Raw genomic sequence first — 26,160 nt, 5'->3', positions numbered from 1 at the left:
CCGGTTCAGCACATTCGCCATTTCATGATTGATCGGTTTCATATCGAGCTTCAGTCGGACCGCTCCGCCTTCACCGCGCAAATTTTGAACTCGGGCATGCGGCTTGTCGGATCCAAGGCATCGACGGTCAATCTATTGACGGATAGCTCCTCGCCCCAATGAAAAGGAACGAAGATCGTCCTCGGCTGAATGCCTTCCGTAATTTTGACATGAAAGACGAGCGAAGCTCTGCGGCTCGTAATGCGGAGCTTGCTTTCCAGACCCAGACCGATTTTGCTTGCCAGCCATGGATGAATTTCGGCTACCGGCACCGGGGCTTTTTTGAGGAGCCCGGGTGTGCGGCGGGTTTGCGCACCGCTTAAATAATGGTTCCCCAGCCGTCCCGTCGTCAATATATAAGGATATTCCTCGTCGATCGGCTCCGCGGGCATTTTCGGCGTGATGCCCTTCAGCCTCGCTTTACCGTCGGGGTGGGCGAACCGTTCCCGGAACAAGTGCGGCGTGCCCGGATGATCCTCCGAGGGACAAGGCCAGAAGATTCCTTTCTCCCGCCTAAGGCGCCCGTACGTTATGCCGCTGTAATCGGCTTTTCCGCCAGCCGTTGCTTTGCGCATTTCATTGAATACATCCTCGATCGAATCATATTGAAAATAAGCGCCGCGGCCCAGTTCCTCCGCCAGCCCGCAGATCAGCTCGTAGTCCAGCTTGCACGCGCCAGGGAGCGGCAGCGCCTGCGGTCTGTGAAATACTCTGCCCTCCAGATTGGTCAATGTACCCTCGCCTTCCAGAAAGGAGGAGCCCGGCAGCATCCAGTGGGCGAACCGCGCCGTTTCCGTTTCGAACAGATCGACGACCACCAGCAGCTCCAGCTTGTTCAGCGCCCGCTCTACCATCAGACTGTTCGGACTGGAGACGACCGGATTGGAGCCCAGCACGATCATCGCCTTGATTTCGCCTTCGTCGATTTTTTGCAGCATTTCGTAGGCGGATACGCCTTTGCCCGGCAGCTCCGCCGAATCGATGCCCCACACGCTCGCGACATGCTCGCGGTCGGCCGGATCTTCGATCAACCGGTAGCCCGGCAGCTGGTCCGCCTTTTGCCCGTGCTCTCGTCCGCCTTGTCCGTTCGCCTGTCCGGTGACCGCCCCGTAGCCGCAGCCGGGCCTGCCGATTTTGCCCGTAATCAGGGCAAGGTTTATATAATTCAACGTGTTCTCCACACCGTTCACTTGCTGCTCCAAGCCGCGGGCCGTCATCACGATCCCGGTGTCCGCCTTGGCAAAACCGCGTGCGATCGTTCTGGTTACCGCCTCGAGTATGCCGGTGAGCTCCTCCACCCTGGCCGGGGTGAACGGTTTTACCGCCTCGACCAGCTGCTCCAAGCCATTCGTCCGCTCCCGGACAAAAGCTTCGTCATAGAGCTTCTCCGCAACGATCACATGCAGCAGTCCGTTGACGAACACCGAATCGAAGCCGGGCTGGAGCCGGACATGAATGTCCGCGCTTTTGGACGTCATCGTGTTGCGGGGGTCGATCGTCACGATGACGGCACCGTTTTTTTTCGCTTCCAGCAAATACGGCATCATCGTCGGCTGGCACTCGGCAATGTTCGTCCCGGACAAAATCAAATATTTCGCCTTCGGGATTTCGGAGAGCGGCATCGTCATGCCCCTATCGATGCCAAACGCCTGATTGCTGGCCGCAGCGGCGGAGGACATGCAGTAACGCCCGTTATAATCGATATATTTGGAGCGCAAGGCAACCCGGGCAAATTTGCCGAGCAAGTAACAGACCTCGTTGGTCAGCGATCCACCCCCGTAGACGCAAACCGCATCGTTGCCGTATCGGTTCTGGATTTCTTTAATTCCGGAAGCGATATGCGACAGCGCATCCGTCCATTCAACCGGCTCCCAGAGCTCATGCCGATTCATCCGCCGGGAAGGCCGGACAATGCGCTCCTCGTGAATGACGTGGTCCAGCGCATGGAGCCCCTTCTGGCACAAGCGTCCCGTAGCTACCGGAAAGTCCGGGCTCGGCTTTATCGCCAAACCCGGACCTTTGGCAACCAGTTCCATACCGCACTGCATGCTGCAGAAGCAGCAGTGCGTCGAGGAAGCAAGCGCAGGCGACAGGTTCATCTCTACAGTCACGTTCTTCACCTCCGCATGCTTAATCAGCTGGCAAGCTCCTCTGTCTTCGGAAATCCGATGTAAATCCGGCCGTTCTCCACTTTGGTTGCATAGGTCCGTACGCAGCCGTTGTCCGGTTTCTGAACGAGCCCTGACGGGACGTGAATTTTGCGGTCGTGCATCGGGCAGAACACGTGCTCGTCGCAAACGATTCCTTCCACCAGTACGCCGTCCTTGTGCGGGCAGCGGTTCTGGATCGCGTGCACCTTGCCGCTGCCGAACCGGAACAGCGCGACTTCCGTTTCCTGATAACGTATCGTTTTTCCCGTGTTGATGGTCAGTTCTTCATAACCGACAGCGTCCACCCACCGCAGCTCGACGCCTACTTCATAGTTGCTCATGTCCATTCACTCCTCTGCATTTCGGTCTATCTGTTCAGCTCGACGACTTCGTACAGGTCTTTTTGAATTTTTTCACTGTTGATCGCTTCCCGCCAAGGGTCCTTCGTCACCGAGAGAGCGGTGTCGATCCGCTGGCGAAGCGCCTCGAGCTGCTCGGAGTCCTTCATGACCTCGCGGATATGCTCGATGCCCAGTCGGTTGACCCATTCCGAGGTGCGCTCGCCATAATTGCCGGTTTCACGGTAATACTGCAGGTACGCTTCCGTATATTCGATAACGTCCTGCTCGGTCTTGACCGTGGCGAGCAAGTCGCCGACGCGGACCTTCACGCCGCCGTTGCCGCCGGCGTACAGCTCCCAGCCGCCGTCGACCGAGACGACGCCGAGATCTTTGATACCGGATTCCGCGCAGTTGCGCGGGCAGCCGGAGACGGCCATCTTCACCTTGGCCGGCGTGCTCAGCCGCTCGAAGCGCTTCTCCATGGCAATGCCGAGACCCATCGAATCTCCGGTGCCGAACCGGCAATAGTCATCGCCGACGCATGTTTTCACCGTGCGAATCGCTTTGCCGTAGGCGTAGCCGGAAGGCATGTCGAGGTCGGACCACATGGCGGTCAAGTCTTCTTTTTTCACTCCGAGCAGGTCGATGCGCTGTCCGCCGGTGAGCTTTACGGTCGGAACGTTATATTTTTCGGCGACCTCGGCAATCTTCTTCAAATCGGACGGTGTCGTAACTCCCCCATACATCCTTGGAACGACCGAGTACGTGCCGTCCTTCTGGATATTGGCGTGCATCCGCTCGTTGACGAATCGCGAGGTCGGATCGTCGCCGTATGTTTTCGGATGAATCATGCCCAGGTAATAGTTCAACGCAGGTCGGCATTTGGAGCAGCCCTCCGGATTTTTCCAATCGAGCACATTCATGATCTCGCGAATGTGAGTCAAGCCTTTATCGCGAATTGCCGACACGACCTCTTCGCGGGAATGCTCGGTGCAGCCGCAAATCGTTTCCTTGACCGGACCCGCAGCGAAGCCGTCGCCGAGCGTGTAACCGAGCAAATCGTTTACCAATGGCTTGCAGCCGCCGCAGGAGCGCGAAGCATTGGTGCAGTTTTTCACCTCTTCGACGCTCGTCAGGCTCTGCTCTCGAATGGCGGAGCAAATCGTACCTTTGCTGACTCCGTTACAGCCGCAAATAATAGCGTCGTCAGGCATTTCCGCCACGCCGCCACCAACGTGATCGGACGAGGAGGAATCGCGGAGTATGGCCGTTTTCTCCATTCCGCTGACGTTCTGGCCGCTCCGTATCATTTGCATCAGACGGGTACCGTCCGCCGTGTCCCCGAACAGCACCGCCCCGATGATTTTGTTATCCCGAATAAGCACTTTCTTATAAATCCCGGAAAATTCGTCATGAACGCGGATCGCCTTCGTTCCTTCGTTCTCGATAAACTGTCCGCCGGAAAATACATCGACGCCCGAAACTTTAAGCTTCGTGTAAACGACAGACCCTTCATAGGGCGGCGTCTCGACGCCGGCCAAGCGCTTGGCCAGCACGGCGCCCTGCTCGTATAGCGGAGCGACGAGACCGTAGACAATGCCGCGGTGCATCGCGCATTCTCCGACGGCGTAAACGCCCGGCAGGCTCGTTTCCATATAGTCGTCAACCAGGATGGCGGGCTTCGTCTCGAGCCCGATACTCTGCGCGAGCGATACGTTCGGACGAATTCCGGCCGCCATCACGATCAGATCGGCCTCGGTCTCGGTGCCATCCTTGAATTTCAGACCTGTCACGCGCTTGTCTCCGACGATTTCCGCGGATTGCTTCTCGAGCAAGAAATTCATGCCCTGCGCTTCCAATGCTTCCTGCAGCATTTTCGAGGCCGTCCGGTCAAGCTGGCGGTCCATGATCGTATCGGTAATGTGTACGACATCGACCTTCATGCCCAGGTTCAGGAACCCTCTGGCCGCTTCGAGACCGAGCAAGCCGCCGCCGATAACTACCGCTTTCTTATAGGTTGCGGAGGCTTCGATCATCAGCTCGCAATCGCGAATCGTCCGGTAAGCCATAACGCCTTCCTTATCCGCACCCGGCAGCGGGAGCATAAACGGATTCGAGCCGGTGGCGAAAATCAGCTTATCGTATGACACCGTGACGCCATGATCGCTCGTTACGGTTTTGGCCTCGGCATCAATGCCGGATATCGTATGACCCGCATACAGCTTGAGATCGTTCGATTTATACCACTCGTAGGTGTTGATGAAAATATCCTCAACCTTGGAATCGCCGGACAACACGTAAGAAAGCAGAATCCGGTTATAATTGGGATAAGGCTCCGAGCCGAAAATCGTAATCTCATATTTGGTTGGAGCCAGCTTCAATAAATGCTCAATGGTGTTGACCCCCGCCATCCCGTTGCCGATAAGTACCAGTTTTTCTCTCCGCCCCATATCCGTCACATTCCTTTCTTGGTATAGTTCCCTTCGCTTGCTGCCGCTTCTATGCTTTGGGCGCATCCGCGGTCAGCCCGCCGTCCATGTATGCGCTCGTCCCTACCTTGCCGCCTTCTCCGATCCAGGAACGCTTCCATTCGCGCTGGGCCAAATACATGATAACGATGCATGACAGGGCGATTCCGGACAAAACAAGGAAACCCGGGGTAAACGATCCCGTCGACAGCTTCAGGTTGCCTAAAATTTTCGGCAGGAAAAATCCGCCCAAGCCGCCCGCCGCCCCGACAATGCCGGTAATGATGCCGACCTCTTCGGGAAATCGCTGCGGCACAAGCTGGAACACCGCTCCATTGCCCATCCCCATTCCCATCATGCCGATGAACAGCAGCACGGTGGTGACCGCCAGCGCCGGCAAAGTCGAGACCGCGGCGAGCATCAGCCCGATGACCGCATAGAGCAGCATTAGCATCCGGATACCTCCCACCTTGTCGGATAACCAGCCCCCGATCGGACGGAACAAGCTGCCCGCGATAATGCAGATCGTCGCAAAATCGGCGGCCGCGACCGCGTTCAAACCGTATTCCGTATTGAAAAATATAGTCAGGTAGTTGGCCATGCCGGAAAAACCGCCGAAGGTCACCATATAGAAAAGACAGAACAGCCATGTATCTTTTTGCTTCAATACCCTGGCATAGTCCGCCATCTTTTTGGAAGCCGGCTGATTGGGGCTGTCTTTGGCCGTGAAGAGAAAAATGAGAAATACGAGAACCAGCGGAATCATCGCCAAGCCGAACACGACATGCCAGTCTCCATAATGCTGGGCCAACCGATTGGCGAACAAGGTGCTGAAAATGGTTCCGCTGTTGCCCGCACCGGCAATGCCGAGCGCGAGTCCTTGATGCTCGGGCGGATACCAGCGGCTGGCGAGCGGCAGAGCTGCGGCAAAGCTGGCTCCGGCAATGCCGAGCATCAGAGCGACGAAATAGATGTCCGCAAGCGAATCCGTCAGTTTCCAGCCGACCAGCAGCGGGATAATCGTCAGCGTCATCCCGATGACACCCGTTTTCTTCGGACCGATTCTATCTGTCAAATAACCTAACACGAGCCGTAAAATCGAGCCGCCCAGTGCCGGAAGCGCGACCAAATTCGCTTTTTGAGCCGCATCCATTTCGAAATCGTTGGCAATCAGCACCGCCAGCGGGCCAAGCATGACCCAGATCATAAAGCTCATGTCAAAGTACAAAAATGCGCTGAACAAAGACCCCTTGTGACCGCTATTCAAGAAAGACTTCCGATCCACCATCCCGCATTCCCCTCTCTTTGTTTTCCGGTTTTGAAAAACGCAAAGCCTATCCCCGATACGATCATCGTAAAGTGGGATAGGCTTCTTTGCCAAAGCGGACACGGCATTGTGTCCCTTATTTGATTAGGAAAATATCACTGCTTTGTGATAGTTGATAAGTAAATTGTACGCAACATCGAACGCGATGTCAACAATAATGACGCAGATTTTCTTAATTTCAATAAATCATTCGAAATAACGGATTAAACATGACTCATTATGTCATTTTCTTGTTACATTCATTCGTGTATTCACCCTTCTGGTCGTCCTGCCCCGCAAGTGCATATCCGGCGTAGCGGGTTTCCCCGAACTTCTATTGCGCGACCTTCCCGTTCCAATCGACCTTGTAATCATACATCCAACTATGCGAAACCTTATTGGCCGATTTGAGAAACATCGGCATCATCAAATCGCGGAAAAACACTTGCACCGGATTCGTCGCATGCTTGCGTTGTCCGATGCTCCTGGAATACTGCACAATCCGCTCCACCCTGTCGCGGCGCAATTTCTGAAACTCGGAAAATGCCAGTCCCGCATCCGGGAAGTCCCGAATGCACTTGGCCAGCACAATCGCATCCTCAAGCGCCAATGAGGCGCCCTGTCCGGCATTGGGCGACGTAGCATGGACGGCGTCACCGACCAAAACAACAGACTTTTCGTGCCAAACGGGCAACGACGGCATATCGTAGATCGGGAAAACGCCGATCTCCTCCTCCGTCGAACGCACGATCTCCGGAAGAGGCGCGATATCATCGGCGTATAGACCGTTTAGCGTTCGTCGCCACTCCGCCTGCGGGATGTTCTGCAGCTCCCGCCGGGTTGGCTCTCCGGGATAGTTCATATTGCCGAACCAGTATATCTCTTCGGCATTTCTGACCAAATAACCGAAAAACGCCCGTTTTCCGAAGACCATCGTCTGAATTCCCGGTTCGTAAGCAATCGCCGTGCTTTGCAGAAACCCGCCAAAGCTAATTAATCCGGTGTAAGTTGGAGCAGGCGCACTAGGCATGACAATTTTTCGTACTCGGGAATTAATGCCGTCGCAGCCAATCAGAAAATCCCCGGATGCAAATGTTCCATCCTCGAAAGCAGCCTTCACTCGATCAGGCTCATTTGTTTCTATGCTTTTGAGCTTCTTGCCGTATTCGATCGAAATCCCTTGACGCAGTGCTTCCTCACGCAATACTTTGTGCAGAATCCCTCTTTTAATCGTGTAGCCTTGGGGTTCTCCGGACATTTGGCCGACATTGCCCAACAGCTTGCCCTTGCCGCTGAGCATCTTCATAGTATACATCGCAATGCCCTCTTGGCGGATTTGGGCGTCTATTCCCAATTCCTTCAGTACCTGCAGCCCGTTGCGCGCCAAATTGAGGAACAATCCGGCATAATCGTCGGTTCGTTCGTCCGCTTCGTAGATGACGGGGTCGATCCCTGCCTTCTTCAGAAAAAGCGCCGTTGCGGGTCCCGCGATCCCGCAGCCGATAATCAAAGCTTTTTTGGCCCGATTACTAATGGGTTCCATCTGTCATCTTCCTTTCATTATTTACAAACGATTAGTTTAATTAGACTATATTATTTAAACTAAGTTAAGTCAACTATTGTTTCTCCATATAATCAAAATGGGCTATAATAAGTAAAAGTCCATATCTCCAACTATCATTGTTGTTGTAAGAAAAACGTCTATCGACGTATTTCAAAGAAGAGCGACCGCGATTTAGAGGAAGTTTTTCTTGGTTCAGAAACTCGCACTTCGCTTTAACGTTTTAGCGAAGTTAACTTTTCTGAATCAAACAGAAAGGAGCTGAAGCGGCATGCCCAAACCAAAGCGGAGTAATCTGCTCGCTCTGGCCATCCTGTCCCTGCTGCATGAGCGCCCCATGCACCCTTACGAAATCGGGGTCACGATGCGCCAACGAGGCATTTCCGACAGTATCAAATTGAACACGGGCTCACTTTACGCCGTGATCGAGACTTTAATGAAGAACAAGCTGATTCAGCCGATAGCGACGGAGCGTGAGGGAAAACATCCCGAGCGGACGATCTACGAGCCTACGGGGGCTGGCAACGCGGAGTTTTTCGAATGGTTGCAATCTTTATTGCGCACGCCTGTGAAAGAATATCCGCAGTTTGCGGCCGGACTTTCTTTTTTAGGTCATTTGTCGCCTCGTGTTGCACTTGATCTTTTGAAGGAACGGGCCGCAGCGCTCGTCAAGCAAATTCAAGACATCCGCTCCTCCATGGAGGCTACAATGGCAATGGGAATCGACCGCGTATTCGTCATCGAACAGGAGTATTCCCTTGCTTTGCTCGAAGCCGAGCAGAACTGGCTTAGACAGTTGATGGAGGATATTGAGGATGAGGTCATAACGGAACGGAAGGACGATCAGATCGTCTGGAATGTAACATACAAAGAACCTTCCCACGGACATACCGATTCATAGCCAAGGAGTATGGACTCGGATGAATCCATTGCAAAAACCCTCCCTTGTTCTGCTTTACAAGAACAGGGAGGGTTCATTTTTGCGGCTAAGGCACTTCTTTACGACCTTGCGGTGACGCTAATGAACCAAACTTCGGAGAACGAATCACACTGCTACGGTCGGCGCATCACCCGATATAGACGACGACTCCATCCCGTTGCAGCGCTTTGGGCAACTCGGTCAGCAGCAATTCGATCCGGCTCGCCAGCTTTGCCGTTCGTTCCTCGCCCCCTTGGCTTAAGGCCCACTGCTTCAGTCGGGCAAGTTCATCGAGCACTGCCGGCAAATCTTCCCTCATGACGTCGATCCCGGTCGAAAAAAGGGGCACCCATTTCAAGCCTAAAGCTTCCGCGGCAGGCTCCCAGCATTCCGCGAAGAACGCCTCCGCGGCGACGGGTACGTTGTATTGCCGTTCGAAATCATTGGTCGGATCGGGTATAAAAGCGCTAATGGACATCAAGGTTTTCCCCCAAACAAAATGTTGAATGTATAATCCGGAAATTCGGCTCTGAGCTGGTTCAAACTATTCTCGGCGGCGCTTCGGAGCTCCGGCGTGTCGCCATCCAGCCGGAATACGAAGTCGCGGATCGATTTGATCTCCTCCAAATCGGGCACTTCGGGAGACCCGTTAGGCGTCGGTCGGGTTGAGGCGGCATTTTCCATCAAGTTATGAATACGCGTCCGCGTCTTCCCGAGTAATTGCTTGTCGGTAAATTCCTGAGGCGTCTGCGCGGGCTGTCCCGTTCGCGGATTGACGCGATCCAGCCCTTTGGCCGTCTTGTCTTCATAGAAAATGCGGTTCTCCAAATCGATTTCATCGAACTCGCCAAGCGGATTTCCCCGATGATCGACAATTTCGACCTCGCTGTACTTGTTACCTGCCACTGTTGCCCTATCGTCGTTCTCGTCATCCGCTTTATGCTTATCTTTATCCGGCGCATCGTCATCCGGCTTCTTCGGATTATCCGGATCTTCCGGGTGTTTGCCGGGGCCTGTACCGTCGTGCTTCGGAGGTTTATCCGGCACGTCGACATCCGGTCTCCGGGAGCTCAACTTGTCGAGGAGTCTGCGCACGTAGCCGCGCGCTTTCTTCCCTGCCCATCCCAATGCCCTCCCGAAAGGAATCCGGCTTAGTATAATGCCTGCCGCTACGGCGAGCGCATTCTCCGGTGTCAGCAGCTTTTTGGGATCGCGGATATAGCCTGCGATCTCATGTCCGCTGCCCGCTATTCCCGCCGCGGTCAGCGCGATGCCGACAGCCGGCCAGAACCCGACGAACAGCAACGATAGCGCAAGTGCGCCTAACACGATCGCTCCTTGCTCATACCATTCCAGCCGATCCCACCAGTTTTGCAACGAATCGAACATACAGGCGAAGCAAACCGTTCCATCGCCGCCAGCGTAAGCCTCCATCCCCGCGAACAGACCGGCAACAAGCAATATTGCCGCGATTCCGGTTAGCGCCCCGTAGAACAGCTTCATCCGTTCCCGGACCTGCTCTTGCCTGCCGGCCGCTTCCTCGTTTCCGTACAGAAAATGAAACCCGAGCTCCCGCCGCTTTCGGTAGAAGCCGAGCCAAAAAACGAATTTCCCCCTGTCGCGGAAAAGGGCGTAGAGCATGTTCCACAGCTCGGAGAACGGATTGAGAAGCGTCTCGTTCGGCAGCGCCGGAAGTCGGCGCCGCACTTTGTTCAGCGACCAGTAATCGGCAACGAGCGCTGCCGCAAGCATGATTAGAAACGCCGGCTGGGTCTTATATCCGTTTCCGTCCCATTTATGGATAGCAAACACCCAATCGGGAAGCTTGTTCTGGCCGTTATAGGCGGCATGGTCCAAGATGGACCAGAGCAGAATCAGTGCCGGGAACAGAAATATCCATTTCGTAAGCTTTGTCCGCAGTCTATAGGCGATTCCGCAGGCAAGAGCGATCATGGCCGTATGTACGGGATGGCCGACGCACATTACCGACGGCAGCTGACTTTCTTCGAAACGACCGGGAAATAACGCGAACAAGTCCCAGTGGATCGTTTCTCCGCCAAATATCGTAAAGCTGTACCCGTACCTATCCGAGAGAACGCCGGAGTTCAGCCATCGGCGGGAGAGCTCCTCCATCAATTGGAAGCCGACTCCCGTCGCCGCGCCGATCAACGTATAATCGCTCAAGCTCAAGGCGGAAGCGCGACGCGAGAACAGCAGAAAGACGCCAAGCGGCAGGAGCTTCCACAGTTCCTCGAAAATCGGCGTGATGACGGCAACGGACCATGTGTCGGATGTTTTCCCGCCGAAGAGCGCATGGACGGCATTGACCGTTAGGGCCGTGAACGGCACGACAAGAAAGACGCCCGCCAGGACGAACAGCACGACAGGCTTCCACGCCAGCGTTTTGCTTCGGCACAGGAACCAGAATTGCAGCAGCACATAAAACGACCATAAATATTGAATCATCATGGTTCGTGAGTCTTTAAGAAAAAACAGGCTTAAAACAAACACGGTCAACGAAATCCATGAAAAAATCGTATACGCCATCCGGATGAACGGATACTTCGCATTCCATGCTTGGCATAACCGGTAAATGGTCTCGAGCCGATCCCGGATTCCGGTGCGAATGAGCCAAATCGTATTCGTTACGGTAGCCTCCTCTTGGCGGACAGCCCCGTGCAGGCGCGCCGCATTCCGTTTGACGGCGGTCCGGTCATGGATGGGATAACGGTTCGGATCGCACCCAAAGGATATAGTATACATTCACCAGCTTGCCATAGTCCTTAAACAGGTTTGATGGCAATTCGCCGCATTTTTTTCTACGACGGCATCATTCATCGTGTATTGAAATTCATATACCGCTTGATCGGTGAAGGCTAGCCGCCTTGCCTGCGTGCGGGACTGTGAATCCATAATATTGCGGAACCGATGAACGTAATAGACCCGTGTCCCCATTTCGATAGCAATATAACGGAAGAACGTTCCGCTACTATGCTGTTCACGATCATTCACCCTCATAGATCGAGAAAAAAGGAAGCCTGTTCCGTTATCTTCAAGTGTGCAACGGAATTCGGGGCAATAACGGAAAATGGTTCCTCTATTTACGGTAATATGTTGCACCCGCTTCATCAATAGGCCATCAGTTGTAATTCGGATTATGATGTCGGATTTTGGGATAGTATTGCCATACAAATTCATTCCAGGGTGGTGCTATATTACAGAGATTAGTTTTATTTAACATTCTTTATGAGAATAAAATCAATGCCTGATTTTCGGCGGCGTCTTTTTGCGGAAAGCTCTATAATTAGGAGCGTAACCAACATTCAAGGAGGCAAGAATGATACCAGCCGAACGTAAAGAAGAATATTATGGCGCTCTGTTAGAGAAAAAGACGGAATATGAAGGTGTTTTTTTTGTAGGAGTCAAGACAACAGGCGTGTTTTGCCGCCCGACATGTCCGGCAAGGAAACCGAAGTTTGAAAACTGCGAATTTTACGAGACCGCCGAGCAGGCGCTTCTAGCTTCCTTTCGACCTTGTCAACGCTGTCGGCCATTGTCCCATCCCAACCAAGTCTCAGAGGTTGTCCGTCTGATGGTAGAGGCTGTGGAGGAAAACCCGGAGAAACGGTGGAAGGATCAAGATTTCCGGAATCTGTCCGTTGATGCATCGACGGCACGTCGTCAGTTCAAAAAGCGATTCGGCATGACGTTTGTTAAATACGCGCGAGCACGCCGCATGGGACTTGCCTTGAAAAACATTAGAGCGGGTCAAACCGTAATCGATGCCAGCTTTCAAGCGGCTATGACTCCGGCAGTGGTTTCCGGGACGCGTTTTCCCGAATTATGGGAGCGGCGCCTACTTTGCTGGAAGATCGACTTCCTCTAAAAGCATCATGGTTGGATACGCGGCTCGGCCCCATGATTGCGATCGCCGACGAGGAGGCGCTTTATCTTCTGGAATTTGTTGACCGCCGAGGTCTCGAGCGCGAGATTGAACGCCTCAGGCAAAGAGGCAAATCTGCGATTATACCCGGTATGTCCGATCCGATTCGGTCCATTGAACATGAACTGGCGCAATATTTTGACGGTACACTAACCGAATTCCAAACTCCGCTTTTTTTACTGGGATCGCCTTTTCAAAAGAGTGTCTGGAACCAATTGATAAAAATACCGCCGGGGGAAACCCGTTCCTATTCGGACATAGCCGCCGCGATTGGAAACCCAAATGCCTTTCGTGCCGTGGCACAGGCTAACGGCGCTAATCAGCTTGCCATCGTTATCCCCTGTCACCGCGTCATCAACGCAAATGGCGATATGGGCGGGTATGGCGGAGGCATAACGCGTAAGCAGTGGCTGCTTAATCATGAAAATCAAGGGCGGTAACGGGCTTACCCGCCCTCCGACTATTACGAGAACGGTATTTTAATTGAATCCGTTCTCTTTCTATCCTATACTAATACTGAATGATAACAATTCTCAATTCGGTTTCGAAATCAGCGATTAGGGGGCCCCGCTATGGCGGCAGACGCACGCAAACGAATCGAAGCAACAGCAGCCTATATGGAGCGTCATCTGAATGAGCCCGTTACCCGAGAAACACTGGCGGCGCTCGCCGATATGAATCCGGAGCATTACTCTAGATTGTTTCGCAAATATATCGGGACAAGCCCGATCGACTACATGACCGAGCTGCGGATTACGCGGGCCAAATCGCTTATTCGGCAAGGCGATCTATCGATCGTCGCAATAGCCCGTCAAGTCGGCTTTGTGGACCCTTATTATTTCAGCCGCCGCTTCAAGCAAGCTGTCGGCGTTTCTCCTTCCTTATACCGGCTGCATCGGCAGAAGCGGATTGTCGCACTCGACTATTATGAATATTTCCGCATGTTCGGTATCGAGCCGGTCGGTGTAAACAGCTGCAAAGTAAGCGGATATTTTGCCGACTGGACCGAAACGGCCACCGATGTTTACGGTCCAGGAAGCATGCTCGATATCGAACGGCTTCGCAAGCTGGAGCCCGACCTGATCGTTACGGAAGAGGAGGAGTTGGAGCCGGCCTTGTCCGCGATCGGCACGACGGTCGTACTGCAGATGTACAAAGATCCCGTATACGATCAACTGGCGACTATCGCCGGGCTGACGGACAAAGCGGACGATGCCGCTCAATGGATAAAGGCTTACGAAGAGCGGTCCTCCCTGCTGCGGCATAGGCTCGCTTCCGCGGGAGTCGGCAATACGGCAGCGGTTTTGAGAATCAGGGGCAGCATGCTGCAAATATACGGAATGATGAATATGGGCTATCCGTTATATCGCTCCCTCTTGTTCGATCCCCCCGAGAAAATAAAGCTGCAAAGCCTATGCAACCGCCATTTTCATTCGAGCGTCATTGTTCCCGAAGAACTGCCCTTTTACGAGGCCGATCATCTGTTCGTCGTCCTGCAGCCGGATCGTTCTACACAGACTTATTGGGAGCAGATTCGAGCCATGGATATATGGCGCAACTATCCGGCCGTTCGCCGCGGCAACGTATACGAGGTTGATGTCCGACGTTGGCTGGCATACGATCCGGCATCGATTGCCGGACAAATGGACGAGGCCGCTTCGCTGGTGCTGAAGGAACGGCAATAGTTTTATATGACGGTGTACGCGCATAAAAATCCATCCTTTCCATCATATCGCTCTATGGTTCGTCATAGGGTGCGATGTTATCCTTTTAATGATATCGAGAATCATTATCATAATGGAGGGTGTTATGAACAAGTACGTACATCAAAAAAGCGGGTCCGTCTTCTTGTCGGCAATCGCCGCTATCATGCTGGCAGTGCTCCTCGCGGCCTGCGGGACGGAATCCGCGCCGGGAATAAACCAAGCAGTAAGTAAGGAGCCGGCAAGCGGCAAGAACAGCTCCGTCGAAGCGGAAAAACCGCAGATGCGCACGTTTACCGACGATCTCGGTCGCAAAGTCGAGATTCCCGTAACTCCAACGCGTGTAATCGTCAGCGACTTTTCCGCGGAAATGATGGCCATAGGGGTAAAACCGATTGCAGCCGGAAACAACGATTTCAAAATCACGTTCATCAAAAATGAATTGGCCGCCGGAGTCGATTCGATCGGTGATCCGCCAAACGCGGAGAAAATTTTGCAATTGAGTCCGGATTTGATCGTCATGTCAACTGTCGCTCACGACATTTACCCGAAGGTTGTCGAGCAATTGGAGAAGGTCGCGCCGGTCGTTTATTTTTCGTTCGAGCAAGACCCGATTTACGAGACGTTTCCGAAAATCGCCGATGCGGTCGGCAAGCCCCAACAAGCGAAGAAGTGGATCGAGGATTACGAGCAGGAGATGAAGCGCTCGCGCGAGAAAGTAAAATCGGCCATAGGCGACGAAACCGTATCCGTCTTCCGGATAGAAAAAGGACGTCTGCGCATTTACTTAAACCGCAATTTTGCCGGGTATATGGTCAGAACCTCGCTGCAAACGAAGGCGCCCGCCGCCGTGGCCGCGGAAATAGCCAAAAACAAATATGGTTCCGCGGTCGAGATTTCGCTCGAGAAGCTGCCGGAATATGCGGCGGACCATATGTTCATTATCGTTCGCGGCCAGGGCGACGATCAGGCCGCTTTCAAGGAAATCGAAAACTCGGCCATATGGAGGAACCTTCCTGCCGTCCGGAAAAGCAATCTTCATTTTATCGATACGGATAAATATTACGGGGTGGACATTATTACGATCCGCGAAACGATGAAGGAAGCGGCAGACATGCTGGCGAAGCGAACCGGGAATTAAATAAAAGAGATATGTACTTATCCAGCTGTCTGGACAAGCGCATATCTCTCTTCACATTTCATATCCTTTCACCGGTTCTCCCTGCAGAAGAAGACCCTCCTCTACCGAACAACAACGCCGTCGCCGCCGCAACGATGGCAACGCCATGCTGCATGGCGGCCAAATCAAATGTCATCTCGGGATGATGCAAGCCCGGGCGCAGTCCCGCACCCAGACCGATCATCGTCGCCGACAGCTTCCCGCTGCCGAGCGAATAATAATGAAAATCTTCTCCTCCCGGCGTTACAATGGGCGGGCTCCACCCTTCCGCACCGAGCACCTCGCGAATCGCATCGCCGACGATCGTCTCGAGCTGCGGATTCGGCGATGCCGCGACCGTCCGGGTGGCGGTGTCGAGCGTCACATCTGCGCCGTTTGCCGCTCCCGCCGATATTGCCCCGTGCCGGACGCGTCGGATCAGATCGTCCATCCCCTCATTCGTTTGAGAACGCAGGTCTATGCCGAAGACCGCATAATCGGGTACGGTATTGAGCGACCCGCTGCCAGCAGACGCTTGCGTCACCTTTGCCGATTGGGGGACGTACGGATTCGTTTTGACGGCATTAACCGCATGGATGACCGCAGCTAGCGAATCGATAACATTGACCCCCAGATGCGGCCTCGCCGCATGCGCTTGGACACCCCGGATCTCCCCGCGGAGCTGGGCGGCCGCTCCGTGGTATATGGCCGCCGACGCTTTGCCGAGCGGCAGCTCCTGAATCGGTCGCAGGTGGATGCCGAGCATGAAATCGATGTCGTCGGTCACTCCTTTCCGGATAAAGGACAAAGCCCCTTCCCCCGTCTCTTCGGCAGGCTGGAACAGCAGCTTCAGCTTCCCGGGAGGACAAAAACCGTTTTGACGCAAGCAGCGAACAGCGTTCAGCGCAATGGTCATATGGGCATCGTGACCGCAGGAATGGATCATCCGGCGATTCCCGTTAATTTCGTGAGGCAGGGCGTCCATATCCGCCCGGAGGGCGACCGTAGGCCCCGGCTCGCCTTCGTCCCACACGGCGACAATTCCCGTCTGGTCGTCAAAAGTGCGGAAAGGAATGCCCATACGCTCCAGCTCTGCGCAAAGAAACGCATTCGTGTCCGCTTCCTTCCAACTCGCTTCCGCCCTCCGATGAAGCTCGCTATATGTCGTTTCGAGCAGCAGCCGATTGGCTGCCGTCCAATCCTTTAACTTTTCAAGCATGAGTATGTCCGTTCCCCCATTCCCTTGGACTGCCGTACATTCAACTGACCGGAGCCGCCCGTCTCCATCGTGCCAAATCCGGCAAATCAGCGCAAGTTTGGCGAATCCATGTCTGTTGCGCCGCCAAATCGTTCTTTGTATCGTTCCAAATCGAATACGTCATAGCATCCTCCTCGATGAACAACGGAGGAAGGGAAAGGCAAGACTACCTGACGAACCGCTCCGCATGTTCCAGCACATAATAGTGTACGGGCTGCTCGGTCCGCCATAACCCGACCACGCAATATCCGTCCGCCAACGAGCGCGTAAGCTGACGGCGCAATTCGAAGCGCCATAATTTTGCCAATTCCGGGTTCTTCGTCTTCATATCGCGGATTGCTTTCGGCACGGGAACAAGACAAGCGTCGGACGTTGGACCGGATGACGCAGCGACCGGTCGGGGAAACTCGCCTTCAAGCTCCCAGTCGAACAGACTGGCGTAGGTCGACCAACGAGGAACGTCCGGCGTTTTGCCGCTGATAGCGTTCTCGCAACGAGGTGAACGCAGCTCCCATTCCACCAGAAATCGGTCGGTCGGCATGCTCCCGTTCGACGGATCGTCCAGTTCCCCATAGTAGTTCTCGATGTAGACCTTGGCGGTCCCTCCTAATTTATTCAGGTTCAAATTAGCGTTCCTCGTCTCCAAAGGATCGAATGTCCATACCACCTTGTCGTAGCCGGATGCAAGAGCCCAGCTGCGCTGCAGCTCCTTCAGGCGTTGGCCCAAGCCCGAATCGCGGTAGTCCGGATGGATCGCCATCATATGGGAAACGATATACGCCGCTCCGTCTTTGACACCGGGAAAGCCGTAACAAAATCCGACGACCTTGCCATCGTCGAAAGCCGCGATCACCACGCCTCCGTGATGGACGGCCGCAATCATTTGCGGCATCGAGGTCACCGCATCCGTTCCCCATACTTCTTTTTGGAGCCGAACGATTTGGTTCATGGTTTCTACTTCCTTTACAATCTCGCACACGATCGTCATACGGATAGCGCCTCCAATGTGGTACTGCTGTCAAAATATCGACTTCCTGACCGTCAAACGATCCAGCACTTTATGGTTGATCTCATAGCCGATTCCATGTCCGGACGGTACCGCAAGTGTCCCCGGTCGAATGAATGCAACGGCAGGCTCTACGATATCCTGCGTCCAATACCGGTCCGAAGCGGAAGTATCTCCCGGCATAGTAAAATTGGGGAGCGAGGACAGCGCGATATTATGGGCGCGTCCCACGCCCAATTCGAACATTCCTCCGCACCAGACCGGGATGTCGTGCCGCATGCATAAGTCGTGTATCGCTTTCGCATTCGTCAATCCGCCAACCCGGCCGATTTTGATATTCATAATGCGGCAGCTCCCGAGCTCGATCGCTTTACGCGCATCTTCCGCCGTATGAATGCTTTCATCGAGGCATATCGGCGTGCGCAGCCGTTTCTGCAATACGGCGTGATCGACGATATCGTCGTGGGCGAGCGGCTGCTCGATCATCATCAAATCGTAATCGTCCAATTGCTTCAATAAATCGATCTGCTCCAACGTATACGCGGAGTTGGCATCGGCCATCAACAGAAGCTCGTTGCCGAATCGCTTGCGAATCGCTTCCAACAGACGGATATCGAAGCCGGGTTTAATTTTGACCTTCATTCTTTTGTACCCTTGTTCCACGAATCGCTCGACGTTTCTCAACACCATGTCCACCTCGGGCTCGATACCGATGCTTACCCCGACATCGATCTCCCGTTTCTTGCCTCCCAGAGCCTCGGCCAGCGATATCCCCTTCCGCTTGCAATACAAATCCCAGACGGCACCCTCCAACGAGGAAATTGCCATATAATTGCGGCGTATCGGCGACAGGAGGGCCGATACCTCCTCGGGCAGCTCCAGCTCCTGGCCTATCAGTCTCGGTATAAGGAAACGTTCCAGCACGTGCCATACCGTCTCCGTCGTTTCCTCGTTATAGTATGGGGCGGGAAACGCGACGCTTTCGGCATATCCTGTCGCCCCCTCGCTATGTACGCTTACAAATATGCAATCTTTTACGGAAAAACGACCGAAGCTCGTTTCAAACGGAGCTTTTAAAGGAACTTGCAAATACCGTAGCTCTACCCGATCTATTTTCATTCCCGCCATTCCTTTCTCCGCCTATTCTATATACTGTTCAGACACCGTGTAAAATTGCTCCAACCGCTGCTGCCGGATCTGAAACTGCTGCTGATCCTTCAGCTGGATCCCGTATAGGAGAAGATTCAATAAGCTGATCGCGGAGGAGATCGAGATCATGCCCGTTTCCGCATTCACTTCCGTGGTAAGCGCAATATCCGATATGCGCCCGACAGGCGACAAAAGCCGATCGGTTACCGCTATGATCTTGGCATTCTGCCGTTTGGCCAACTGGGTCAAGGCTATGATTTCCCTCGAATACCGGGGAAACGATATTACGACCGCTACCGAATTCTCCGTAAGCTGAAACAGCTTGGCGTACTCGTCGCCTCCCGATGGACACAGCAGAACATTGTCGCGGGTCATCTCGAGCATCAATGCAAACCAATAAGCTGTCGCATGGGATGCCCGATATCCCGCTACCAGAACACGGTCTGCCCGGATAAGAGAGTCCACCGCTCTCCATAGCTCTTCCATATCCAACTGCTGCTGCAGCTGCTTCAAAATAGCGATATCGTTCTCGATTACGCCAGCCAATCGATTCCCTTCATCCGGGGCGGCGTTGGCTGCGGAGGGCACGCTCCAGGCTGCAGCGCTGCTTCTCAGCATTCTTTCCCTCAGACGCTGCTGCATATCGGAAAAATTGCCGAATCCGAGCGCGTAAGCCAACCGGATGACGGTCGCTTCGCTAACACCGGCCTCCCGGCTGATCTGTTTGGCTGTCCATAACGCGCATTCGTCAGGATGAAGCAGCAAATACTCGGCAACTTTCTTCTGAGCGGCGGATAAACCGTCAAATTCTCCCTTTACAAGCTGTTCGATCGTAGTTGGTTCGGACTTCAAGGAATGGGTCTCCTTCTCGACTATGATTTTTATATTACACCATTTTGATTTTTTGAATCATTTGATTCAATGGTATGCTTTATTTATACCACACCCCCTGAAAGTTGGGAATATCTACTCATAAATTTTGTTCATCCCGTCATCGGATTGCCATTCCCCGAATCAATCGAAAACAAAACGGCCGAAAGATCTCTCTTTCGGCTGTTGACTCCTATTCCATTATGAATGCAGCGGCCCCGAATCGGCGAATTTCCGCCATCTGAGAAGTATGGTCGAATGAGTACGGTCCGCTATTTTTTCACTTTGGCCTCGTCCACCGCTTTGTTGGCCCCGTCTTCGATTTTGCGGAATAGCGTGTTTATGTCCGCGCTTCCAAGCGCGGCTTCGTGAACCGCATCTTCATAGCTTTTTTGAGCGTCTCCTTCAAACGCCGACTTTTTGGGCATGGGCGCGTATTGATTGTAAAAGATGGCGGAGATGTTCTTGTCCTTGTGCTTGCTGTCCTGCGCCAGCTGCTTCTTGACCGCATCGTCCCTCAGAGTCGTCATCGTGCCGCTGCGGGCTTGGCTCGTCTGGTATTCCTTGCTTGTCAAAAATTTGATCACTTCCGCGCCTTCGTCCTTATATTTGCTTTGTGCCGTGACGCCCCAGTAGAACGGATAAGCCGATGAACCCACGTTCGGCAATTCCTTGAATGTCGGTAAAGCCGCGATATCCCAATTCATTCCACCGGGGCCGGAAGCCGCCCAGTCCAATTGGGACAAATAGGCGAGCATCGCCAGGCTTTGGTCTTTCAGGATAGGATCTTTATAGGGAAGCTTGTTCTTCAGAACGGAGGTCATGACGTTGCGATACCCCGTGTCGTCCGATGTATTCATGAAGTAGGTTTGAAAGAGCTGCTTCCATTTCGGTTCGGTATTGATAATAGCTTTATCCGTCTTCGGGTCGAGCATGGTCAGCGCGTATTGATTGGCCCGCAGCATATGCGAAGGAGAAGCCGCAAAGCCCATATATTGCTTGCCGCCATCGTTTCGGGTCATCTTTCTCGCGAGCTCGGTCAATTCGTCCCATGTCATCCCGTTTTTCGGATAAGCGACCCCGAATTTATCGAATAGATCTTTGTTGTAAAACAAGATGACGTTTTCCGTCCATACGGGAAGGCCGTAAATGCCGTTATTCGACATTGACCTCGCATAATCGATCATCGTATTTTCGAAGGCGCTTAAATCGATTCCATGCTTTTTGATCAGCTCCGTCATATCGTAGGCAAGCTGATAAGTCGTTACCGTATTGAAAAAGTTGACGCTTTCAAAATAAAGATCGATCGTTTGGCCGGCTGCGATCAATTCGTTAATATTCGTGCCGTTTCCTTTTTTGATATATTTGATTTTAACGTTCGGGAACTTCTTCTCGATCGGGTCCGAAAGCTTCTGTTTGACTTCTTCATCCGAGGTTGCGGCTGTCGAATACAGCACCAACTCCACCGGCTCCTTGCCAGCCGCTTTCGTTTGCGCCGGTTGCGGCGAGGACTGCCCATTCGTCCCGCTGCACGCCGTCCCCAGCAAAACGAGCGATACGCTTACTGCGAATAAACGTTTTTTGGACAACATGTAACCCTCCTTTTTGAGAAAACACGATTTGCGCACTGATACTCCGGATGAAAGGGGAAATCGCTTACCTTCGGACAAATGGTCATGGATAAGTCGCTCTGCCATAGGCAAGAGCAAATCGCAAAATTTGTTACCGCTTTCATTATATCGCACGAAAATGCAATGATCTTTGCGATTCGATGTCAAGATGGATATAAACTTGATTTTATTTGTCCTCATCAATCAATTGACAAAAATACTAGTACAAGTGTCGTAAGATCGGTGAAGGCTTGCCGCCTTTGACGGCGCTCGCGAGACCGTGAGTCTATAAAATAGCGGAACCGGCGTATCTTATTGACCAAATTATCAGGTAGATAGAAAATTAACGGATAACCGCTCCACTATTCCGCTGCTCACTACCCATTTGAGGTCCGAAAGATCGAAGTAACGGAACCCAGTGCCGTTATATTCAGGAGTGCAACGAGATCCGGAACAATAACGGAAATCAGCTCCTCTATTTACGGCAACATGTTGCACCCGCTTCATCAATAGGCCTTCGGAGGTCGTATGCGGAGCAAAAAAAGAAAATGGACTGTTGACCAAAAGACATCCCGTCCATTTTCTTCCTACTTTTTTAACCCTTAAATGTTGCGGACTCACATGCCTCAGGTGGCCGTTCCCTTTGTGCGGATCGGCGTCACTCTGAACCAATCCGCGTCGACGTATCCGCCGACTTCGGACTCCGGATTTGAGCATAATGCGAATAAACCCGTTTTGGCGCCGACCCAGTGGCCTTTTTGCGCGGTAAAATCAGGCAATTCATCCGAATGGAACGAAGTACCGTCCGGACTGTAGGAGAACGAACAGCGGGCGCCTTCTTCTACGGTTACGCGTAAATAGATCGTCTGCACGTCCGCAGTCAAAATGTTCCTCCACCGCTCCGTCTCACCGGACTTATCTCCTGTGGCGAAGACCGCTGCGAAGGTCCCCGCCTCTAGACGGCGGAGGCCCATATAAGCATAGGCGTATCCGAATACGGCGAGTCCGGCGAGATCGCCCTCTGCCAAGGAGGCAACGTCAAGCTTCGCGGTCGCTTCGAAGGCCGGTGCGGGGAATTTCTGCATCAGAAGTTGAGGCGCCGTATATAGGCCCCCCGCATCTTGCGGAGCCTTCGCAGCATATAGCCGCAAGTGGCTGGGCCTCGCGCCTAGCCGATACCAGCCCGGATCCGGATTGGCCTGCCATTGCCACTGCAATCCGAGTGAAGCTCCTGCGAACTCGTCCGAAACCGGCGGGGTTTCGATCGGATGTTCGCGTCCGACATTCGGCTTATTCCGGCGCAGTACCGGTTCGCCGATTCCGTCCCCGTTGCTGTCTTCTCCTATCAACGGCCAATCATCCATCCAGCGTACGGGCTGAAGATGAACGATCCGGCCATAGGCTCCCCTATCCTGAAAATGCATAAACCATGATTCCCCGGACTCCAGCTCGACCCATCCGCCTTGATGCGGTCCATTGACGGAAGAGTCGCCCTGGTGCATTACGATCTTGTCCTCATAGGGTCCGAACACGCTCTTCGAGCGGAAAACCGTCTGCCAGCCCGTCGACACGCCGCCTGCGGGAGCGAAAATGTAATAGTATCCGCCGCGCTTGTACATTTTCGGACCTTCCAACGTTGGATGATCGCCGATACCGTCATAGACGACGATCCCCTCGTCCAGCAGCTGCTTCCCGTCCGGAGACATGCCGCATATGCGCAATTTGTGCTTGATCCCGCAGCGGCTGTTTGCGTAAGCATGGACGAGGTACGCTTTGCCGTTTTCGTCCCAGAACGGGCACGTATCGATCAATCCTTTGCCTTCCTTCACAAGATGCAGAGGCGACCATTCTCCCGCCGGGTCTTCGGCCGTAGTCATGAAGATCCCTATGTCCGGGTCTCCATAAAATATCCAATACGTGCCTGCGTGGTAACGAATGCTCGGCGCCCATACCCCGTTTCCGTGCTGCGGCTTGTCATAGCCGGGCAGCTCCATGTTTCGGATGGCGTGATTGATCAGCTTCCAGTTGATCAAGTCTTTCGAGTGCAAAATCGGCAGTCCTGGGATATGCCCGAAGCTGGAGGCTGTCATATAGAAATCTCCCCCGACCCGGATAACGTCCGGATCGGAATAGTCGGCGTGCAGCACCGGATTTACAAAAGTGCCGTCCCGTTGGTCAGACACCCACGGCTGTTCGCGGTATGCTTGATCGTTCATGCTCATTCTACGGCTCCTCCTTATTCTTTTAGCGACGACTTTTATTGCGTTGTAAGTATATGGGATCGGCATTGAAGTAAAGTTTCTCTTGATTCATGAAGCCATACATGAAAAAATTGATTTAATTTGTCTTTTCGAAAGGAGTAGATCGATGATGAACACGGATACTCCCCCCAAGTACGAAATCGGCGATAACGAATACGCCGTCCAGCGGATGAAGCGTTCCGGTTACTCGAAAATGGCGCGTCCGCACGTTCACGACTTCTACGAGCTCTATTATTTGCTTAACGGGGAGCGCGTCTACTTCATGAACGGCAGCGTCTATCTCGTTCAGAAAGGGGATCTTGTCTTCGTCAACCCGGGAGACCTGCATTCGACGGCCAGCTCGGAGGTACTCGAGTTTGAACGGATGCTGATCCATTTCTCTCCGGCATTCCTGTTCGGTACTGAAACGAGAACACCCGACTTGCTGGCCTCCAGACCTTCCGGTCTCATTCGTTTCTCCATCAAGGAGCAGACGCGCATCGAACGGCTGCTGGGTCAAATATTGACGGAGTGCGAGGAACGGCAGTTGGATTTCGAAACGTGCGTCCGCGCTTCGATGCTCGAGCTGCTCGTCTGCATCCGGCGGGCGGAGAAGCTTCAGCAGGCTCCGAAAGCGGGCGACCATCCTATGCATCACAAAATATCCGAAATCGCCGCCCACATACACGACCATTACCATGAGCCGATCACCCTCGAGTCGGTAGCCAAAACGTTCTACATCAGCCCGTCTTACCTCAGCCGCGTATTTGTGAAGCTGACCGGCTTTCACTTCCGCGAATATATACAAGTCGTGCGCATCCGAGAAGCGGAGAAACGGCTCAAGCAGTCGAAGGATAAAGTGCAGACGATCGCCGAGCAGGTAGGGTTCGACCATATCGCCCACTTTAATCGGATTTTCAAGAAAATGACCGGACTTTCACCGCTGCGCTACCGCAAGCACAGCTGAGATCAACTCATCCTGATAGGCTCAGCACAGCTTCACCGCTCCGGCCCTCCCGCTTCGGAGCACGCCCGGATTGAGCGGGTAAACGTCACCGCATTGCTTCGGATACCATCGTCGATCTCTCCGAGATCGGCGAGCGGGACTGCGATCCGGTATGAACGGTGGTGAAACGTGCGACATCGCCCGTTGCTCCTGCTCCGATTTTATGAAGCCTTAAGCCATCGATAGCTCCCCTTCCATTTGGAAACGCCCCTATTATAGAACATGCAAGCACCATTTTCCTTGAATCTGGACGTCCTTTTCACCCAAAAATTGATGTTATTTGTCTGATTTCTTCAAAACCTCGTTTGCAAGGCGATTCTCTTCCGCCTTTTCGCTGTTCAAGGTCACTTTTTTAGTACCTTAATAATTAATTCCATTAAATATTAATGTCATAACTTATGTTTGTTTTCCGGGTTACCATTCTTGTTGCTTCGCCCCCCGCAACACAGCCATGCAAACAACGAACGCCACCCGAAGGTGGCGTTTATTCTGCGCATGTGATTGGCCCTGCTTTCTCCCCCAACTTTCTCTTGATCGCCATCGGTTTGTTGCCGGTCAGACGGAAAGGCGTCAACCTGATGACGGACGCCGATGGCTTGATCTTATGCCCACCTGTACGCTTGACGACGGCTGTAGCAGCATTCATCCGACTGCGATCATCTCCTCTTTTTGCTAAGCATCGAACGATTGCAATGAATTCCATTATTTTGAAGCAGCGATCGAAAAGGGCACCCGTCAAGGTGGCCTTGACGGGTGCGGAAATAAATAATTTCGTTTAGAAGCTGGCGGCTAACTTGGCGGTTTCCTTCAATCCTTCTGAAATGATTTCCTCCGAACGATCCTTGAATTGATTATGGCCTTCAATAATGACTTCTAGCGGCTGAATGCCGAATAATCCGAGCGTGGCCTTCAACGGCTTTACCGCTGATTCTATCGACGACATGGGCTCTACGGAATATATGCCGCCCCGAGCGTTCAGCAGAACGACTTTTTTGTCCCCTACAAGGCCTACCGGACCTTCCGCCGTATATTTAAACGTCTTGCCTACTTGGGTAATGTAAGCCATATAGTTGATCAAGGGTGCGGGAGCGGTGAAGTTCCAGAGCGGAAACGCGATAACGATTTTGTCGGCTGCAAGAAACTGATCCAAATACCGAGTGGCGACCGCTGCGGCACTCTTCTCTTCCTCTGTGAGGTCATAGCCTTGGCTCAGCTTGTAGTTCCCTGTAATGGCATTATTGCCGTAATAAGGCAGCTCTTCTTTATAGAGATCGAGCTCCGTAATGACATCGGAAGGATGCGTTTCTTTATAAGCGTTCAGAAAGGTTTCATACATCTTGACGCTTGCCGCTTGCTCTACGGGACGATCATTTGCTTTTACGAACAGCACGTTGGCCATTATGGTTTCTCTCCCTATCGTTATGTTCTTGAG

Annotated in this window: 19 protein-coding genes and 1 pseudogene; 5 read left to right on the top strand and 15 right to left on the bottom strand. The window is 53.2% G+C overall.

The window, feature by feature from the left end:
- Positions 1-50: 50 nt before the first annotated feature.
- The 5 genes from FE784_RS03040 to FE784_RS03020 all read right to left on the bottom strand — a co-directional run bounded on the left by FE784_RS03040 (position 51) and on the right by FE784_RS03020 (position 7,847).
- Positions 51-2,138, bottom strand: coding sequence for a molybdopterin oxidoreductase family protein (locus tag FE784_RS03040; RefSeq protein ID WP_139600769.1), 2,088 nt, complete (start codon positions 2,136-2,138; stop codon positions 51-53).
- 35 nt (positions 2,139-2,173) lie between these two features.
- Entirely contained in the window at positions 2,174-2,530 is a 357-nt protein-coding gene (gene nirD / locus FE784_RS03035) for a nitrite reductase small subunit NirD (protein ID WP_139600646.1), read from the bottom strand.
- Between the two features lie 26 nt (positions 2,531-2,556).
- Positions 2,557-4,980, bottom strand: coding sequence for a nitrite reductase large subunit NirB (gene nirB, locus FE784_RS03030; protein WP_139600645.1), 2,424 nt, complete (start codon positions 4,978-4,980; stop codon positions 2,557-2,559).
- A 49-nt stretch (positions 4,981-5,029) separates the two neighbouring features.
- Entirely contained in the window at positions 5,030-6,283 is a 1,254-nt protein-coding gene (locus FE784_RS03025) for a nitrate/nitrite transporter (RefSeq protein WP_139600768.1), read from the bottom strand.
- Positions 6,284-6,638: 355 nt separating this feature from the next.
- A complete protein-coding gene (locus FE784_RS03020; RefSeq protein ID WP_139600644.1) occupies positions 6,639-7,847 on the bottom strand; it encodes an FAD-dependent oxidoreductase in 1,209 nt (402 codons plus the stop codon).
- A gap of 289 nt (positions 7,848-8,136) precedes the next feature.
- On the opposite strand from FE784_RS03020, the gene FE784_RS03015 reads away from it, so the two are divergent.
- The gene (locus FE784_RS03015; protein ID WP_139600643.1) at positions 8,137-8,766 is read left to right on the top strand and encodes a PadR family transcriptional regulator; all 630 of its coding nucleotides are present in this window, start codon (positions 8,137-8,139) and stop codon (positions 8,764-8,766) included.
- A 166-nt stretch (positions 8,767-8,932) separates the two neighbouring features.
- Here the strand turns inward: FE784_RS03015 and FE784_RS03010 are convergent, their stop codons facing one another.
- Together FE784_RS03010 and FE784_RS03005 are read right to left on the bottom strand one after the other, a co-directional pair.
- Entirely contained in the window at positions 8,933-9,262 is a 330-nt protein-coding gene (locus tag FE784_RS03010) for a hypothetical protein (RefSeq protein ID WP_139600642.1), read from the bottom strand.
- Positions 9,262-11,547: a PrsW family glutamic-type intramembrane protease gene (locus tag FE784_RS03005; protein ID WP_139600641.1), complete on the bottom strand. Its 2,286-nt coding sequence runs from the start codon at positions 11,545-11,547 to the stop codon at positions 9,262-9,264. The genes FE784_RS03010 and FE784_RS03005 overlap by 1 nt, the downstream gene beginning before the upstream one ends.
- A 574-nt stretch (positions 11,548-12,121) precedes the next feature.
- Between FE784_RS03005 and FE784_RS03000 the strand changes: the two are divergent.
- The 3 genes and pseudogenes from FE784_RS03000 (at position 12,122) to FE784_RS02990 (ending at position 15,571) form a co-directional block, all read left to right on the top strand.
- Positions 12,122-13,167 (top strand): annotated as a pseudogene (locus FE784_RS03000) (bifunctional transcriptional activator/DNA repair enzyme AdaA).
- A 132-nt stretch (positions 13,168-13,299) separates the two neighbouring features.
- Positions 13,300-14,412 carry a helix-turn-helix domain-containing protein gene (locus FE784_RS02995; RefSeq protein WP_139600640.1) on the top strand — a complete coding sequence of 371 codons (1,113 nt, stop codon included), beginning with the start codon at positions 13,300-13,302 and terminating at the stop codon, positions 14,410-14,412.
- A 124-nt stretch (positions 14,413-14,536) separates the two neighbouring features.
- Positions 14,537-15,571 carry an ABC transporter substrate-binding protein gene (locus FE784_RS02990; RefSeq protein WP_246131882.1) on the top strand — a complete coding sequence of 345 codons (1,035 nt, stop codon included), beginning with the start codon at positions 14,537-14,539 and terminating at the stop codon, positions 15,569-15,571.
- A 58-nt stretch (positions 15,572-15,629) separates the two neighbouring features.
- Here FE784_RS02990 and FE784_RS02985 read toward each other — a convergent pair whose 3' ends face one another.
- The 7 genes from FE784_RS02985 to FE784_RS02960 form a co-directional block, all read right to left on the bottom strand.
- Positions 15,630-16,808, bottom strand: a complete 1,179-nt coding sequence (locus tag FE784_RS02985; RefSeq protein WP_139600639.1) for a M20 peptidase aminoacylase family protein — start codon at positions 16,806-16,808, stop codon at positions 15,630-15,632.
- A gap of 40 nt (positions 16,809-16,848) precedes the next feature.
- Complete coding sequence (locus tag FE784_RS42330) at positions 16,849-16,971, bottom strand: hypothetical protein (RefSeq protein WP_281287009.1); 123 nt, start codon at positions 16,969-16,971, stop codon at positions 16,849-16,851.
- Positions 16,972-17,013: 42 nt separating this feature from the next.
- Complete coding sequence (locus FE784_RS02980) at positions 17,014-17,796, bottom strand: GNAT family N-acetyltransferase (RefSeq protein ID WP_176705921.1); 783 nt, start codon at positions 17,794-17,796, stop codon at positions 17,014-17,016.
- A gap of 69 nt (positions 17,797-17,865) precedes the next feature.
- A complete protein-coding gene (menC, locus tag FE784_RS02975) occupies positions 17,866-18,972 on the bottom strand; it encodes an o-succinylbenzoate synthase (RefSeq protein WP_139600766.1) in 1,107 nt (368 codons plus the stop codon).
- Positions 18,973-18,993: 21 nt separating this feature from the next.
- Positions 18,994-19,854: a MurR/RpiR family transcriptional regulator gene (locus FE784_RS02970; RefSeq protein WP_139600637.1), complete on the bottom strand. Its 861-nt coding sequence runs from the start codon at positions 19,852-19,854 to the stop codon at positions 18,994-18,996.
- A gap of 290 nt (positions 19,855-20,144) precedes the next feature.
- On the bottom strand, positions 20,145-21,461 hold the full coding sequence (locus tag FE784_RS02965) for an ABC transporter substrate-binding protein (RefSeq protein ID WP_218103739.1): 1,317 nt from the start codon (positions 21,459-21,461) through the stop codon (positions 20,145-20,147).
- Positions 21,462-22,108: 647 nt separating this feature from the next.
- Positions 22,109-23,704: a glycoside hydrolase family 43 protein gene (locus tag FE784_RS02960; RefSeq protein WP_246131881.1), complete on the bottom strand. Its 1,596-nt coding sequence runs from the start codon at positions 23,702-23,704 to the stop codon at positions 22,109-22,111.
- A gap of 148 nt (positions 23,705-23,852) precedes the next feature.
- On the opposite strand from FE784_RS02960, the gene FE784_RS02955 reads away from it, so the two are divergent.
- Entirely contained in the window at positions 23,853-24,689 is an 837-nt protein-coding gene (locus FE784_RS02955) for a helix-turn-helix transcriptional regulator (protein WP_139600764.1), read from the top strand.
- Between the two features lie 814 nt (positions 24,690-25,503).
- Here FE784_RS02955 and FE784_RS02950 read toward each other — a convergent pair.
- On the bottom strand, positions 25,504-26,127 hold the full coding sequence (locus FE784_RS02950; RefSeq protein ID WP_139600635.1) for an FMN-dependent NADH-azoreductase: 624 nt from the start codon (positions 26,125-26,127) through the stop codon (positions 25,504-25,506).
- Positions 26,128-26,160 lie beyond the last annotated feature (33 nt).

This window comes from Paenibacillus hemerocallicola (assembly GCF_006265175.1).
Lineage (GTDB): Bacteria > Bacillota > Bacilli > Paenibacillales > NBRC-103111 > Paenibacillus_AB > Paenibacillus_AB hemerocallicola.
Note: the sequence above shows the minus strand (reverse complement) of the source record. Positions and strands in the feature narration are given on the sequence as shown.

Coding starts and splice junctions, on each gene's coding strand:
- FE784_RS03040 (WP_139600769.1), bottom strand. CDS start 2,138: ATGAACCTGTCGCCTGCGCTTGCTTCCTCGACGCACTGCTGCTTCTGC.
- FE784_RS03015 (WP_139600643.1), top strand. CDS start 8,137: ATGCCCAAACCAAAGCGGAGTAATCTGCTCGCTCTGGCCATCCTGTCC.
- FE784_RS02950 (WP_139600635.1), bottom strand. CDS start 26,127: ATGGCCAACGTGCTGTTCGTAAAAGCAAATGATCGTCCCGTAGAGCAA.
- menC (WP_139600766.1), bottom strand. CDS start 18,972: ATGAAAATAGATCGGGTAGAGCTACGGTATTTGCAAGTTCCTTTAAAA.
- nirD (WP_139600646.1), bottom strand. CDS start 2,530: ATGAGCAACTATGAAGTAGGCGTCGAGCTGCGGTGGGTGGACGCTGTC.
- FE784_RS02980 (WP_176705921.1), bottom strand. CDS start 17,796: ATGAACCAAATCGTTCGGCTCCAAAAAGAAGTATGGGGAACGGATGCG.
- FE784_RS02990 (WP_246131882.1), top strand. CDS start 14,537: ATGAACAAGTACGTACATCAAAAAAGCGGGTCCGTCTTCTTGTCGGCA.
- FE784_RS02995 (WP_139600640.1), top strand. CDS start 13,300: ATGGCGGCAGACGCACGCAAACGAATCGAAGCAACAGCAGCCTATATG.
- FE784_RS42330 (WP_281287009.1), bottom strand. CDS start 16,971: ATGACGTATTCGATTTGGAACGATACAAAGAACGATTTGGCGGCGCAA.
- FE784_RS03005 (WP_139600641.1), bottom strand. CDS start 11,547: ATGTATACTATATCCTTTGGGTGCGATCCGAACCGTTATCCCATCCAT.
- FE784_RS02960 (WP_246131881.1), bottom strand. CDS start 23,704: ATGAGCATGAACGATCAAGCATACCGCGAACAGCCGTGGGTGTCTGAC.
- FE784_RS03020 (WP_139600644.1), bottom strand. CDS start 7,847: ATGGAACCCATTAGTAATCGGGCCAAAAAAGCTTTGATTATCGGCTGC.
- FE784_RS03010 (WP_139600642.1), bottom strand. CDS start 9,262: ATGTCCATTAGCGCTTTTATACCCGATCCGACCAATGATTTCGAACGG.
- nirB (WP_139600645.1), bottom strand. CDS start 4,980: ATGGGGCGGAGAGAAAAACTGGTACTTATCGGCAACGGGATGGCGGGG.
- FE784_RS02955 (WP_139600764.1), top strand. CDS start 23,853: ATGAACACGGATACTCCCCCCAAGTACGAAATCGGCGATAACGAATAC.
- FE784_RS02985 (WP_139600639.1), bottom strand. CDS start 16,808: ATGCTTGAAAAGTTAAAGGATTGGACGGCAGCCAATCGGCTGCTGCTC.